General features: G+C 71.0%; 12 protein-coding genes. 7 read left to right on the top strand and 5 right to left on the bottom strand.

What is annotated here, in order from left to right; all coding sequences use genetic code 11:
* Positions 1-32 precede the first annotated feature (32 nt).
* The gene (locus AB5J50_RS04115; protein WP_369254961.1) at positions 33-953 is read right to left on the bottom strand and encodes a LysR family transcriptional regulator ArgP; all 921 of its coding nucleotides are present in this window, start codon (positions 951-953) and stop codon (positions 33-35) included.
* A gap of 66 nt (positions 954-1019) precedes the next feature.
* Here AB5J50_RS04115 and AB5J50_RS04110 point away from each other — a divergent pair, with 66 nt between their 5' ends.
* The 4 genes from AB5J50_RS04110 to AB5J50_RS04095 all read left to right on the top strand — a co-directional run bounded on the left by AB5J50_RS04110 (position 1020) and on the right by AB5J50_RS04095 (position 4357).
* Positions 1020-1631, top strand: coding sequence for a LysE/ArgO family amino acid transporter (locus tag AB5J50_RS04110; RefSeq protein ID WP_369254959.1), 612 nt, complete (start codon positions 1020-1022; stop codon positions 1629-1631).
* An 89-nt stretch (positions 1632-1720) separates the two neighbouring features.
* Entirely contained in the window at positions 1721-3055 is a 1335-nt protein-coding gene (locus tag AB5J50_RS04105) for an MFS transporter (protein WP_369254957.1), read from the top strand.
* A gap of 37 nt (positions 3056-3092) precedes the next feature.
* Positions 3093-3911, top strand: a complete 819-nt coding sequence (locus AB5J50_RS04100) for a methyltransferase domain-containing protein (RefSeq protein ID WP_369254955.1) — start codon at positions 3093-3095, stop codon at positions 3909-3911.
* Between the two features lie 77 nt (positions 3912-3988).
* Entirely contained in the window at positions 3989-4357 is a 369-nt protein-coding gene (locus AB5J50_RS04095) for a DUF6479 family protein (protein ID WP_369254953.1), read from the top strand.
* A 67-nt stretch (positions 4358-4424) separates the two neighbouring features.
* On the opposite strand, the gene AB5J50_RS04090 is transcribed toward AB5J50_RS04095, so the two are convergent.
* Both AB5J50_RS04090 and AB5J50_RS04085 read right to left on the bottom strand, forming a co-directional pair.
* Positions 4425-5390: an ATP-dependent DNA ligase gene (locus AB5J50_RS04090; RefSeq protein ID WP_369254950.1), complete on the bottom strand. Its 966-nt coding sequence runs from the start codon at positions 5388-5390 to the stop codon at positions 4425-4427.
* 86 nt (positions 5391-5476) lie between these two features.
* Entirely contained in the window at positions 5477-6370 is an 894-nt protein-coding gene (locus AB5J50_RS04085) for a Gfo/Idh/MocA family protein (protein ID WP_369254948.1), read from the bottom strand.
* Between the two features lie 260 nt (positions 6371-6630).
* Here AB5J50_RS04085 and AB5J50_RS04080 point away from each other — a divergent pair, with 260 nt between their 5' ends.
* The 3 genes from AB5J50_RS04080 to AB5J50_RS04070 all read left to right on the top strand — a co-directional run bounded on the left by AB5J50_RS04080 (position 6631) and on the right by AB5J50_RS04070 (position 9766).
* Positions 6631-7419: a PIG-L deacetylase family protein gene (locus AB5J50_RS04080; protein WP_369254946.1), complete on the top strand. Its 789-nt coding sequence runs from the start codon at positions 6631-6633 to the stop codon at positions 7417-7419.
* Between the two features lie 100 nt (positions 7420-7519).
* Positions 7520-8203 (top strand): trans-aconitate 2-methyltransferase, encoded by a 684-nt coding sequence (locus AB5J50_RS04075; protein ID WP_369254944.1) that lies wholly within the window; start codon positions 7520-7522, stop codon positions 8201-8203.
* A gap of 135 nt (positions 8204-8338) precedes the next feature.
* Entirely contained in the window at positions 8339-9766 is a 1428-nt protein-coding gene (locus AB5J50_RS04070) for a M1 family metallopeptidase (protein ID WP_369254942.1), read from the top strand.
* A gap of 218 nt (positions 9767-9984) precedes the next feature.
* On the opposite strand, the gene glgB is transcribed toward AB5J50_RS04070, so the two are convergent.
* Together glgB and AB5J50_RS04060 are read right to left on the bottom strand one after the other, a co-directional pair.
* Positions 9985-12198 (bottom strand): 1,4-alpha-glucan branching enzyme, encoded by a 2214-nt coding sequence (glgB, locus tag AB5J50_RS04065; RefSeq protein WP_369254940.1) that lies wholly within the window; start codon positions 12196-12198, stop codon positions 9985-9987.
* A 59-nt stretch (positions 12199-12257) separates the two neighbouring features.
* Positions 12258-13631, bottom strand: coding sequence for a maltokinase (locus AB5J50_RS04060; RefSeq protein WP_369254938.1), 1374 nt, complete (start codon positions 13629-13631; stop codon positions 12258-12260).
* Positions 13632-13679 lie beyond the last annotated feature (48 nt).

The raw sequence follows: 13679 nt of genomic DNA, 5'->3' as shown, positions 1-13679 counted from the left end.
CGAGGTTCGGGAGCCGCTCGGAGGCGAGTGATTCAGGAACCCGGTCCGGGAGCGAGCGTCTCGGCGGCGACGGCCGCCACAGCCGCGGCGACGGCGGCGAGCGCGGGGGAGTCGAGTTTCCACTGCTGCCAGAACAGCGGAACGTCGACCGCCCGGTCCGGTGCGAGGTTGACCAACCGCCCGGCCCGCAGCAGCGGTTCGGCCTGCACCTCGGGCACCATTCCCCAGCCCATGCCGGCCACGACGGCGTCCACAAACCCCTCCGACGTGGGCATGAAGTGCCGTAGTGGGCCGGCGCCGCGTTCGCCCCGGAGCGCGCGGGCGAAGTCGTCCTGGAGGCCGTCGTTGCGGTCGAACACGACCAGGGGCGCGTCGCCGATCACGTCCCGCAACGGCGTCTTCGGCGGGCCGCCGAACCATCGCCCGGCGAAACCGGGGCTCGCGACCGGCAGGTAGCGCATGCGGCCGAGCGCGCGGACCGAGCAGCCCGTGACCGCGTCGGGTGACGAGGTCACGGCCGCCATGACCAGCCCCTCGCGGAGCAGCGTGGCCGTATGGTCCTGGTCCTCGCGGCGCAGCTCGAAACAGAGCCGCAGCTCCTCCGGGACGCGGGTGAGCGCGGGCAGGAACCAGGTCGCCAGGGAGTCGGAGTTCACGGCGATCGACAGCCGCGTCGGCTCCCCGGATCCGGTAAGGCCGAGCTCGCCCCGCGCGTCGCGCTCAAGCCGGGCCAGCTGACGCGCGAAGCGCACCACGACTTCGCCCGACTCGGTCGGCCGCACCGGTTTCGTCCGCATCAGCAGGACCCGGCCCGTGCGCTGTTCGAGCGCCTTGACGCGCTGGCTGACCGCCGACGGCGTCACATGGAGGGCGGCGGCCGCCGCGTCGAAGGTGCCCTCGTCGACCACCGCGAGGAGCGTGCGCACCTGGTCGAGGGGGAGTTCCGTCATCACGAGCGCTAATGATACGTAAGAATCTTTAGCTGTACTCCTGGCGATTCTCTTTCTAGCGTCGATGTCATGACAGCCGCCCTGACCGCCGTGGCCGCCGGATTCGGCACCGGCCTCTCCCTTATCGTCGCCATCGGCGCCCAGAACGCGTTCGTGCTGCGCCAGGGCATCCGCCGGGACGCGATCCTCGCCGTGGTGGGCATCTGCGCCCTGTCCGACGCGGCGCTCATCGCCCTGGGTGTCGGCGGGGTGGGCGCGGTGGTGGTGGCCTGGCCGGCGGCCCTCACCGCGGTCGGGCTGGTCGGCGGCGCCTTCCTCCTGGTCTACGGATTCCTCGCGGCACGGCGGGTCCTGAAACCCTCGGCCCTACAGGCGGCGACCGTGCCGACGGGCTCGCGGCGTCGTGCCGTACTCACCTGTCTGGCGCTGACCTGGCTCAACCCGCACGTCTACCTCGACACCGTGTTCCTGCTCGGCTCGATCGCGGCCGACCGCGGCCCGCTGCGCTGGACCTTCGGCCTGGGCGCGGCCCTGGCCAGCCTGTGCTGGTTCGCCGCGCTCGGCTTCGGCGCCCGGCTGCTCAGCCGCTTCCTGGCCCGGCCCTCGTCCTGGCGTGTGCTGGACGGCCTGGTCGCCACGACGATGATCGCCATGGGTGCCTCGCTGATCGCCGGTGTTTGAGGCGTCGTAAGTCCTGCGGCCCCCGCAAGTCCGGTCCCCCGTGGACGCGTTCCGCTCCCGCTCGGCCATAGTGATCCCTGGACCGAAAGATGTATCGAGCAGCCAGGACGAGCGTGGACACGAGCGAGAGCAGTACGGACAGCGGCCCCGCGGCACAGGACCGGACACCGGCACCGGAGCGGGCGAACCGGAGCGGATGGCGCCGCTGGGCGATGGACACCCGGCCGCTGCGCCGCCCCGCCTACCGCCGGCTGTGGTCCTCGACCGTCGTCACGACGGTGGGCAGCCAGCTCACCGCCGTCGCCGTGCCCAAGCAGATCTACGACATCACCGGCTCCTCGGCCTGGGTCGGCTACGCGAGCCTCGCCGGACTGCTGCCCCTCGTGGTCTTCGCGCTGTGGGGCGGCGCCATCGCCGACAGCATGGACCGGCGCAAGCTGCTCCTCATCACCAACAGCGGCATAGCCGTCACCTCGCTGCTCTTCTGGATACAGGCCGTCACCGGACTCGACTCGGTGCTCGTCCTGATGGCGCTGCTCGCCCTCCAGCAGGCGTTCTTCGGCCTCAACTCCCCGGCCCGCAGCGCCTCCATCGCCCGCCTCGTCCCCGCGGAAGAACTGCCCGCGGCCAACGCGCTCGGCGCGACCGTCATGCAGACCGGCCTGGTGATGGGGCCACTGCTCGCCGGTGTGCTCATCCCCGTCGTCGGCCTGCCCGAGCTCTATCTGATCGACGCGCTCGCCCTCTGCTTCACCGTGTGGGCGGTGGTGCGGCTCCCCGCCCTGCCCCCGCTGACGGAAGGGGCGGCCCAGCGGGCGGGCTGGCGCGAGGTCGCCGCCGGCTTCCGCTACATCTCGGCGCACAAGGTGCTGCTGCTGTCCTTCCTCGCCGACATCATCGCCATGGTCTTCGGCATGCCCCGCGCCCTGTTCCCGCAACTCGCCACGCACACGTACGCGCCCTACGGCGAAGGGCTCGCACTCGGCCTGCTGTTCGCGGCGATCCCCATCGGCGCGATGATCGGCGGACTGATGTCGGGCACCTTCTCGCGTGCCCGCAGACACGGCCTGATGGTCATCGTCGCGGTCGCGGCATGGGGTGCGGCCATCACCGGGTTCGGGCTCAGCACCAGCCTGTGGGTGGCGGTGGCCTTCCTCGCCGCGGCCGGGATCGCCGACATGGTCTCCGGCGTCTTCCGCGTCGCGATCCTGCTGTCGGCCGCCACCGACGAGATGCGCGGCCGGATGCAGGGCGTCTTCACGGTGGTCGTCGTGGGCGGCCCGCGCCTCGCCGATGTCCTGCACGGCACGGTCGGATCGGTCCTCGGGGCACGCGCGGCGGTCGCCGGCGGCGGCCTGCTGGTGATCGCCGCCGTACTGGGCCTGGCCGCCGTGACACCGGCCTTGAGGCGTTACACCATCTGACACCGGAAGAGGCCGCGACAGTCATAGAGTGACCGCCATGGGGGACACACGACCTACGTCGGAATTCCATGCCCGGAACATCACCGCCGAGAGCGTCGCACGGCTGGTGGGGGCACTGGACGCGCAGGACGCCAACGACGGCGTGCGACGGTTGCGGGCGTGGGCGCACGAGGCTCTGGCCGCACGGCCCGGAGAGCGCGCGCTCGACATCGGCTCCGGCACCGGATCGCATACCCGGCACCTGGCGGCCGCCGTGACTCCCGGGGGCGAGGTACTCGGGATCGAACCGAACCCCGGGCTGCGCGCGCTGGCCGAACAGCGTGCGGCCGAGGCCGGCAGCCCGGCCCGCTTCGTGGACGGCGACGCGCTCACCCTGCCGGTGCCCGACTCCTCGGTCGACGTGGTGTGGTGCGAACGGGTGCTCCAGCACCTCCTCGAACCGGAGAAGGCCGTCGCCGAGATCGCGCGCGTGCTGCGCCCCGGCGGGCGGGTCGCCCTGCTGGACACCGACTGGGCGACCACGATTTTGCACCCCGGCGACCCCGAGACCGTCGCGGCCCTCACCTCCGGCGCGCTGTCCGCGGCCGCCGACCCGTACTCCGGACGCAAGCTGGTGGGCCGGCTGACGGCGGCCGGTCTGGTGATCGACGACCGGGGATCGCAGGCCCTGCTCCAGAACCACACCTCGGTCGCCTGGCCGCTGATCCGCATGCTGGGTGAGTCGGCCGTGCGCCGTGCGCTGATCACCGAGGGGCAGCGCGACCGCCTGTACGCGGACCTCACGGAGGCCGCCGCGCAGGGTGCGCTGCACATGTCCGTCACGATGTTCGGAGCCGTGGCGCACCGTCCGGAATGAAGCAGAATATAATGGGATCGCCGTCGCTGACGGCGGCACCACGCAAGTCTCCCCTGGTATTGGGGGTACACGAGCACATGAACACCGCGAGCTATGAACTGATCGCAGCGAACTCGACGGTCAACGCGGTCGCCGCCTTTGTCGGTGGCCTCTTCATCGCCGGCGCGCTGGTCTGGGCCGTCCGGCTGGGCATCAAGGTACGGCGCCAGGAGTCGGCCCCGCCTCGCCCCGATGAACAGCCGAGGCTGCCCGCCTCCGGAGCGGTTCACGAAATCCGGGAGCGGCGGGAGCCCGACGAAGTACCGCACGCCGCGGACGAGAGCGAGCGGCTGATGCCGTACAACATCCATGCCGTGGGGAGCAAGCACGCCGCGGACCAGCATCGAAAGCGTTGGGTCCCCGGATCCAGCGGGTCCTTCGGCGGCGGCGGCTCCGGATTGTCGTAATCGGCGCGCTGCACGATATGACCGCCCCACGGGGCGGTCATATCGTCCGTGTGCCTTGTCCACACGCCTAGGGCAGGTCGGCCGCGGAGTCCTCGGGGGCCAGGTCCTGGCGCAGGCGCAGCCACGACGGCTGCCGCAGCAGTCCGGCCCGGGTACGGGTGCTGTACCGGACCTCGCCGACCAGCCGCGGCAGGACCCAGTGCGCCGCGGCCACCTGTGGGACGGTCTCGAACGGACAGCGGTCGGTCGCGGCGGCCAGCAGGAGCCGGGCGAGTTCCGACCGCTCGGCCTCGCTCCAGCCGGTGCCCACGCTCCCGACATAGCGCAGCCGCCCCGCCTCGCGCTGTCCCACGAGAACGGCGCCGGGCAGCCCCGACAGGCGTCCCTTGCCGGGGACCCAGCCGCCGACGATGACGTCCACGGTCCGTACGTTGCGGATCTTGACCCAGGCGCGGGAGCGCACCCCGGGCTCGTACACGGAGTCCAACCGCTTGCAGACCAGCCCCTCCAGGCCGCTCTCCCGAGTCGCCCGCAGGGCCAGCTCCCCATGGCCGACGAGCGCGGCCGGTGTCGACCAGAACGGCCCGTCGAGCGCGAGCCCCTCCAACTCGTGCCGGCGGCGCGCGTAGCGCAGGCCCGTCAGATCGCCCCGCAGGTACATGACGTCGAACAGGACGAGATGCGCGGGAGCCTCCGCCGCACGACGCGCCGCCTTGCCCGGCGACCGGGCCAGCCCCATACGGGACTGCAGGAGCTGGAAGTCACCCCGCCCCTGCTCGTCCAGGACCAGCACCTCGCCGTCCAGGATCGCGGGGGCCGCGCCGAGAACGCCGCCCAGCGAACGGAGTTCGGGATACGCGCCGGTGATGTCCTCGCCCGACCGGGCCCGCAGCAGCACGCTTCCGTCCCCGGGCAGATAGACCACGGCACGCTGCCCGTCCTGCTTCGTCTCGTACGCCCAGCGCATGTCCTGCCCGGCGGGCGGCAGCGTGCCGGGTGTGGCGAGCATGGGAGCGATCAGCGGAAGACTCACAGCTGTGTTGTCGACACACCTCCTCGCGCCCACTCCCGGTTGCCGGCCGTTTCGCCTGAACGGCGTCGCCTTCCGGGGGCGCTGCGCTAGCTCTCCAACGCCTGGGCCATCAGGGTCTGCAGATACAGCCCACGGCGCGCATCGAGCTCGCCGGACCGCCCCGTCCGTACGGCGGTGGCGAACTCCCGGCGCAGCACGGGCCAGGACTCCTCGTGGTCGAGGGCGGTGCTGTCGAACACGAGCTCGGGGTGCCGGCCGAACAACTCGATCCGCGTGATGCCGCGCTCGACGTCGACCGACCCCGACAGCGACGCCTGGCTGATGGCCCCGCTCGCGTGCTCACAGGTGAGCTCGATCCAGCGGCGGAGGTCTCCGGCACCGCGCACACGGACGATGGGACCCAGGGCCGCGTCCAGCAGATCGAGAAGGTGCGGCCCGAGGTCCAGCAGGGCGCCGTGTTCGAGACGCCAGGGGGTCGCGAAGTCACCGCCCAGGAATGCGCCGCTCAGGCAGCAGGACCGTGCGCCTACGACGTCGAGGCCCTGGGCGGCCTTCAGGAACTGCCGGGTGGCCGGGTGGTAACGGTTCGTCAGGACGAGCTGGGAGACGACACCGGCGGTGTCGACGGCGTCCACGAGGCGTTGCGCCGACGGCAGGTCCAGCGCGATCGGCTTCTCCATGAGCAGGGCCTTGCCCGCCTTCGCGGCGACCGACGCGAGCTCCGCCTGCACGGCGGGCGGAACCGCGAAGGCGACCGCCTCGCAGCCGTCGAGCAGTTCCTCGAACGTCGCGGCGACGCCGGCACCGTAAGGAGCGGCCGTTTCTCGCGCCGCTTCGGGGCGGCGTGCCCACACGGACGTCAGCTGCGTCTCTGGCCCGGCGGCGAGCAGGCGCGCGTGCACGGCGCGCGCCCATGGCCCCGCGCCGACGAGCCCGACCTTGACCGGTGCGTGGGGCCAGGCGTGCGAGGTTCCGGTCACGAGAAGTCTCCTCTGCGGTGTGCGGGGGCGATGATGCGCCGTCGACCGACAGCGGCGGAAGCCGAGCGCCGGATCTCCGGGCGGGTGGACAAACTTCACCACGCTGTACGGCATCCCGACCAGGGGGTGCGGTCTTCGGGCTTCGGGACGAAGAGCACCTGAAACACCGGGCTCACGGGGCAGCGGCAGGGGGACCGGCGCACGGCGAGGAAGGCGCACGCCTCTGTCTCTCATGGCGTACCCGCGCCATCATTCGGGGCATGAATCCCACACAGGATGAAGCAGACTTCGCGGACGGTTCCGGCCTGCCCGTGCTGCCGGAGGACTGGCAGCGATGTCTCGCGGTGGCGGCGCACCCGGACGACATCGAGTACGGGACCGCGTGCGCCGTCGCCCGATGGACGGCGCAGGGCAAGCAGATCAGCTACCTGCTGGCGACCCGGGGAGAGGCCGGAATCGACGGCATGCACCCGGACCGTGCGGCGCCGCTGCGCGAGGCCGAGGAACGGGCCGGTGCCCTGCAAGTCGGCGTCGACACCGTCGAGTTCCTCGACCACCGCGACGGGGTCGTCGAATACGGGCCGGCGCTGCGCCGTGACATCGTGCGCGCGCTGCGCCGCCACCGGCCCGAGGTCGTGGTGTCCGGCGCGTTCACCGTGCGGATGGTCGGCGGCATCACGAACCAGGCGGACCACCGGGTGGTGGGCCTGGCCACCCTGGACGCGGCACGCGACGCGGGAAACCGCTGGATCTTCCCGGAACTGGCCGACGAAGGGCTGGAACCCTGGAACGGGATCCGGATGGTGTGCCTCGCCGGTGCCCAACAGCCCACCCACGGCGTCGACGTCACGGGCGAACCCCTCGAACGCGGAATAGCCTCGCTCGAAGCGCACGCCGAATACACCAAGGGGCTGGGAGCGGGGGCCTTCGCGGCGCGTCCGTTCGTAACCTGGGCGGCCGGGATGGGCGGCCCCGCTCTCGGCGTCGAGTCCGCGATCCTCTTCGACGTCCACCAGCTCATCCCGGACGGGCCGCCGCCCTGGGTGTGAGAACCATTCCTCTTCCGTCCTCTTCCGTGAACATCCCGGCGGCCAACGGGCCGAGCCCACGGCCGGCGGCGCGTCGGGCCGAGCCCAGAGGAGTTGCGAGTTGCCCGTCACCACCGATCAGACCTGGTACGACGCCCAGCTCAACGCGGCCACCTGGAACCTCGTCGCGCGGCCTCACCGTGACCTCCCGAAGGCGATGGAGTGGATGTTCCGCACCGCTCCGGGTCCCGGCCCCGAACTACTCGGCCCCCTCGCGGGTGCGTGCGTCGCCGAACTCGGCTGCGGACACGGGGCCCAGCTGGCAGGTCTCGCCGAGCACGGCATCGCCCGAGGCATCGGCATCGATGTCTCCCCGGTCCGCATTCACCACGCCGCCACCAGCTTCCGTGACATCGACGCGCTGGAGTGGTGGCTCGGCGACGCCGTGGCGATCGCGCCCCATCTGCCGCCGCTCGACGCCGTGTTCTCCAACTACGGTGCCGCCTGGTTCTCCGATCCGCACCGATTGCTGCCTCGTGTCGCCCAACGGCTCAAGCCCGGCGGACGGTTGGTGCTGTCCTGCCTGTCCCGTTCGGCCGGGACGCCCGAGGGACGCCGCCGCCTGCTCGTACGCACCGGCCCGGCCCGGTCCCTGTGGACCGTCCGCTGGATGTACAGCGTCACCGGCTGGCTGCGCATCCTCGCCGAGTCGGGCTTCGCCACCGACTATGTCTTCCGGCCCACTGACCGTGTCAACGCTTTCTGGGGGACGGTCGTGATCCAGGCCCGGCGTAACTTGACCTGAATGAGGGGGTTGTGGGGCGAGGAGGCTCATAGGCTGTGCGCGAGTGATCACCGCTGACCCGTGTGTGGTCACTCGCGACCCCCGAGTGATCGCCATCTACCCCTTGTGTGATCTCCATCGACCGGAGGAGCGAACGTGACGCGACGCCCGCAGCAGCCCACGACCAGACGGACAACTGTCCTTCGCCGAGAAGCCGTTGTCGCGGCGGTCCCCGTCGCCGTCGCGGCCCTTCTCGTGGGGGCCGGGCCGGCCGTGGCCGGGACCGTGGGCTCCGCCGGCGCGGGAGACCCGTACTTCCCGCTCTCGGGCAACGGCGGCTACGACGTCCACCACTACGGCCTCACCATCGGCTACGACCCGCAGAGCCGTCACCTCGACGGCAAGGCCGTCATCACCGCCCGGGCCACCCAGCGGCTGACCCGCTTCGACCTCGATCTCAAGGGCCTGAAGGTCACGGGCATCACGATCGACCACGCCAAGGCGTCCTTCCGCCGTGACGGACAGGAACTCGTGGTCACCCCGCGGGACGCGCTGTGCAAGGGCCAGGAGTTCCGCGTCGCCGTCACCTACTCCGGCACCCCGAAGCCGGTCACGGACCCCGACGGCTCCCTCGACGGCTGGATTCCCACGGACGACGGCGCGTTCGTCGCGAGCGAGCCCCAGGGCGCCATGACGTGGTTCCCCGCCAACAGCCACCCCACGGACAAGGCTTCGTACGACTTCAAGCTCACTGTGCCGAAGGGGCGTACCGCCGTGGCCAACGGTGTTCTCCTCGGGCAGAAGACCTCACACGGCCGGACCACCTTCCGCTGGCGGCAGTCCGAGCCGATGGCGGCGTACCTGGCCACCGCGACCGTCGGGAAGTTCGACGTCGAGCAGTACACCACCGCGGACGGCCTCAAGGTCTACAACGCCGTCGACCCGCGCGAGGCGGCCGCCGCCGCGCCGGTCCTGAAGAAGCTGCCGTCGGTCCTCGCCTGGGAGAGCGAGATCTTCGGCCCCTACCCGTTCCGGGCCGCCGGGTCGATCGTCGACCGCGCACCCCAGGTCGGGTACGCGCTGGAGACCCAGACACGGCCCGTCTACGACTCGGCACCGGACCTGAGCACCCTCGTCCACGAAAGCGCCCACCAGTGGTTCGGCGACTCCGTCACCCTCACCCGCTGGAAGGACATCTGGCTCAACGAAGGCTTCGCGACGTACGCCGAGTGGCTCTACACGGAGCAACACGGCGGCAAGAGCGCGCAGAAGACCTTCGACTCGCTGTACGCCAGTCCGGCGAACAGCGACCTGTGGGCGTTCCCGCCCGGCGACCCCGGGAGCGGGGCGCACATCTTCGACACTCCCGTATACGCCCGCGGCGCCATGACCCTCCACAAGCTGCGTACGGCCGTCGGTGACCCGGTGTTCTTCCACATCCTGCGCTCCTGGGCCACCGCCCACCGCGACGGCCACGGCACCACGGCCCAGTTCATCCGCCTCTCCGAACGGGAGTCCGGGAAGAACCTCGACGCCCTGTTCCACACCTGGCTCAACACACCGGGCAAGCCGTCGTCCTCTTGAAGGGTTTCTCGCCCCCGCCGCCCCTACCCGTCCCATCCCTGGGGGCTGCGCCCCCAGACCCCCGCTAAAAGATTGCGCAGTTCCCCGCGCCCCTTTTAGGGGCGCGGGGAACTGCGCGATCAGCCCCCACCCACTCGCGCCCGACGCACTACCTGCCGGGGTTGAAGGGGCGGAGCCCCTGGGATGGGACGGGTAGGGGCGGCGGGGGCGGAGAACGTTTAGGCGGGGCGGAGCCAGAGGGTGGCGAGGGGTGGGAGGGTGAGTTGGATGCTGGTGGGGCGGCCGTGGGTGGGGTGGGGTTCGGGTTTGACGGGGTCCTGGTTGAGGACGTTGCTGCCGCCGTAGTGGGCGGCGTCGGTGTTCAGGATCTCGTGCCAGGCGGGGATGTCTTCGGGGACGCCGAGGCGGTAGCCGTGGCGGACGGCGGGGGAGAAGTTGGACACGGCCAGGAGTGGGGTGCCGTCGGCGTCGTGGCGGAGGAAGGCGAAGACGTTGTCCTCGGCGGCGTCGCCGGCGATCCAGGTGAAGCCGGTGGGGTCGGTGTCGCGTTGCCAGAGAGCGGGTTCGCGGGCGTAGAGGGTGTTGAGGTCGCGGACGAGGTCGCGTATGCCCCGGTGGTCCGGCTCCGCTCCGTAGGCGGGGTCGAGGAGCCACCAGTCGGGGCCGTGTGCCTCGGACCATTCGGCGCCCTGGGCGAATTCCTGTCCCATGAAGAGGAGTTGTTTGCCGGGGTGGGCCCACATGAAGCCGAGGTAGGCGCGGGTGTTGGCGCGTTGCTGCCACCAGTCGCCGGGCATCTTCGAGACGAGTGAGCGTTTGCCGTGGACGACCTCGTCGTGGGAGATGGGCAGGACGTAGTTCTCGCTGTAGGCGTACACCATCGAGAACGTCATCTCGTTGTGGTGGTACTGGCGATGGATCGGCTCGCGCTGCATGTATTCGAGCGAGTCGTGCATCCACCCCATGTTCCACTTCAGGCCGAAGCCCAGACCTCCGTCAGAAGTCGCCCGGGTGACGCCGTCCCAGGCTGTGGATTCCTCCGCGATGGTGACCACGCCGGGGTTGCGGCGGTACACGGTGGCGTTCATCTCCTGGAGGAAGGCGACCGCGTCGAGGTTCTCGCGGCCCCCGTGTTCGTTGGGCACCCATTGGCCCGGCTCGCGGGAGTAGTCGAGGTAGAGCATCGAGGCGACGGCGTCGACGCGCAGGCCGTCGATGTGGAACTCCTCGCACCAGTACACGGCGTTGGCGACGAGGAAGTTGCGGACCTCGCGGCGTCCGTAGTCGAACTCCAGGGTGCCCCAGTCGGGGTGCGCGGCCCGCAGCGGGTCCTCGTGCTCGTAGAGCGGTCGGCCGTCGAACTCGGCCAGCGCCCAGTCGTCGCGCGGGAAGTGGGCCGGAACCCAGTCCATCAGGACGCCGATGCCTGCCCTGTGCAGCGCGTCCACCAGGTACTTGAAGTCGTCCGGGGTGCCCAGCCTCGCCGTCGGGGCGTAGAAGCCGGTGATCTGGTAGCCCCACGATCCGCCGAAGGGATGCTCGGCCACCGGCATGAACTGCACATGGGTGAAGCCCAAGTCGCCGATGTATGCCGGTAGTTGTTCTGCCAGTTGGCGATACGTCAGCCCGGGGCGCCAGGACGCCAGATGCACTTCGTAGACGGAGAACGGAGCCTCGTGCATGGGGTGCTGCGCCGCCCGTCCCGCCATCCACTCGGCATCCCCCCACACGTGGGACGACTCCGTCACGATCGAGGCCGTCGCCGGAGGCACCTCGGTACGCCGGGCCATCGGGTCGGCGCGCAGCGTGCGCGTGCCGTCGGGGCGGGTGATGTCGAACTTGTAGAGCGTGCCCTCGCCGATGCCGGGAAGGAAGAGCTCCCAGACACCGGAGGAGCCGAGCGAGCGCATCGGGAATCCCGTGTTGCCGTCCCAGTGGCAGAAGTCCCCGCAGACCCTGACCCCCTGTGCGTTCGGGGCCCAGACCGTGAAGCGGGTACCGAGGACGCCCTCGTGGGTCATCGGGTGGGCGCCCAGCGCGGTCCACAGCTCCTCGTGCCGGCCCTCGCCGATCAGGTGGAGATCGAGTTCGCCGAGTGCGGGCAGAAAACGGTACGGGTCCTGCACCTCGGACTCGGTGCCGTCGTACGTCACCGACAGTGTGTACTCGGGGAGGGCGTCGAGCGGCAGTACGCGGGAGAAGAGCCCGTCGCCGATGTCGTCCAGCCGCGTGCGCGTTCCATCGATCACCACGGCCACTGCCTGGGCGTACGGCCGCAGCGCCCGGAAGACGACGCCGCCCGGCACCGGGTGTGCGCCGAGCAGCGCGTGCGGATCGTGGTGGGCGCCCGACAGCAGTCGCCCCCGGTCTGTCGCGTTCAACGAAGCGGCAGCGGCCGGTTGGACGCTCACCGATGCGGTGCGAACTGTCACGACGTCAGCCTCCTCAAGAGGGGGGATAGGGCGGGCGGGGCAGCACTGCCGGAGGGCCTTCAGCAGCGTTCGGCGAGCCGCCTGACCGCCGCCATCGGCACGGGCAGCCAGTCAGGACGGTGTCTCGCCTCGTACAGCACCTCGTACACGGCCCTGTCCGTCTCGTACGCGCGCAGCAGCTCGGGCTCCTCGCGCGGGTCCCAGGCCGCCTCGGCGGCATAGCCGGCGCAGTAGGCCTCACGGCAGCTCTGCGCCCACTCGGGACGCCATGGGTGGCGGGAACGGGCCGCGTAGTCGAAGGAGCGCAGCATGCCCGCGACATCGCGCACGGGGGACTGGACGCGTCGGCGTTCGGTGAGCGGGCGGGCCGGCTCGCCCTCGAAGTCGATGACGGACCACTGCTGTCCGGCCCGCAGGACTTGGCCGAGGTGGAGGTCGCCGTGAATCCGCTGTGCGGGACGGACCGCCCCGTCGAGGGCTGCGAGCGCGTCGAAGGCGGACCTCAAGCCCGTTGCGTGCGGCCGGAGTTCGGGAACGGATCGGACAGCGGCGTCGAGACGCTCACTCATCGCAGCCGCGAGGCGATTGTTCTGGCGGGGGCTCGGCACATCGACGGGGAACGCCGAGGCCAGTGCCAGATGTACCTCAGCCGTCGCCCGTCCCAGTTCGTACGCCTCCTCGGTGAACTCCCGCCCCAGGACGAGGGATTCGAGCGCGAGAGTCCAGCCGTCGGCGGCCTCGCGCAGGTACGGCTGAAGGACGCCGAGTGTCGCTTCCTGCGGTCGCGAGGTCCGGAACCACGCGGCGGGAGCGGGCACGCGGGTACAGCCCTGCCGGGCCAGCGCCCACGGCACCTCCAGGTCGGGGTTGATGCCGGGCTGGACGCGGCGGAAGATCTTCAGGATGAACGAATCCCCGTACACCAGGGAGGTGTTGGACTGTTCGGCGTCCAGGAGACGTGGAGCGAGACCGGCGGGCACCGTCACGCGTGTGTCGCGCTCGAAGCGCAGCGGGCCCACGGTGCCCGGCCGGCGCAGGCGCTCCAGGAGCAGGCCCGCCGCCCTGGGGTCGTGGAGGGCGTCGTACACGATCAGGTCGGCCAGCGGGCCCGCGCTCGCCCGTCCGATGACGGCGTGGGCGAGACGCGGCGGCAGAACGTCCCGTACTCCGACGAGCAGTTGGTAGCAGTCGTCGGGCGGGGGAGTGCCGGGGCCGCCGTGGGCGGGCGGGCCGAGGTGTTCGGTGCGGACCAGGAGATGCAGGCACCCCGGGTACAACTCGGTCGTCGATATCAGGCTCAGATCGGTGACGGGCCTGCCCTTGCCCGCGAACCAGCGCTGCCGAGGGAGCCAAGCACGCAGCAACTCGGCTAGCGAGGTCAGCAGCGGAGCGGTGCCGAGGCCGCTGGGACGGTGCAGCGCGGTCTTCGCCATGGCGACACGTCCTTTCTGAGGCATGCGGGCTGGTGGAGCCTGAGGCAT

It is taken from the genome of Streptomyces sp. R35 (assembly GCF_041053035.1).
GTDB lineage: Bacteria > Actinomycetota > Actinomycetes > Streptomycetales > Streptomycetaceae > Streptomyces > Streptomyces lutosisoli.
Note: the sequence above shows the minus strand (reverse complement) of the source record. Positions and strands in the feature narration are given on the sequence as shown.

Coding starts and splice junctions, on each gene's coding strand:
- AB5J50_RS04110 (WP_369254959.1), top strand. CDS start 1,020: ATGACAGCCGCCCTGACCGCCGTGGCCGCCGGATTCGGCACCGGCCTC.
- AB5J50_RS04105 (WP_369254957.1), top strand. CDS start 1,721: ATGTATCGAGCAGCCAGGACGAGCGTGGACACGAGCGAGAGCAGTACG.
- AB5J50_RS04100 (WP_369254955.1), top strand. CDS start 3,093: ATGGGGGACACACGACCTACGTCGGAATTCCATGCCCGGAACATCACC.
- AB5J50_RS04095 (WP_369254953.1), top strand. CDS start 3,989: ATGAACACCGCGAGCTATGAACTGATCGCAGCGAACTCGACGGTCAAC.
- AB5J50_RS04080 (WP_369254946.1), top strand. CDS start 6,631: ATGAATCCCACACAGGATGAAGCAGACTTCGCGGACGGTTCCGGCCTG.
- AB5J50_RS04060 (WP_369254938.1), bottom strand. CDS start 13,631: ATGGCGAAGACCGCGCTGCACCGTCCCAGCGGCCTCGGCACCGCTCCG.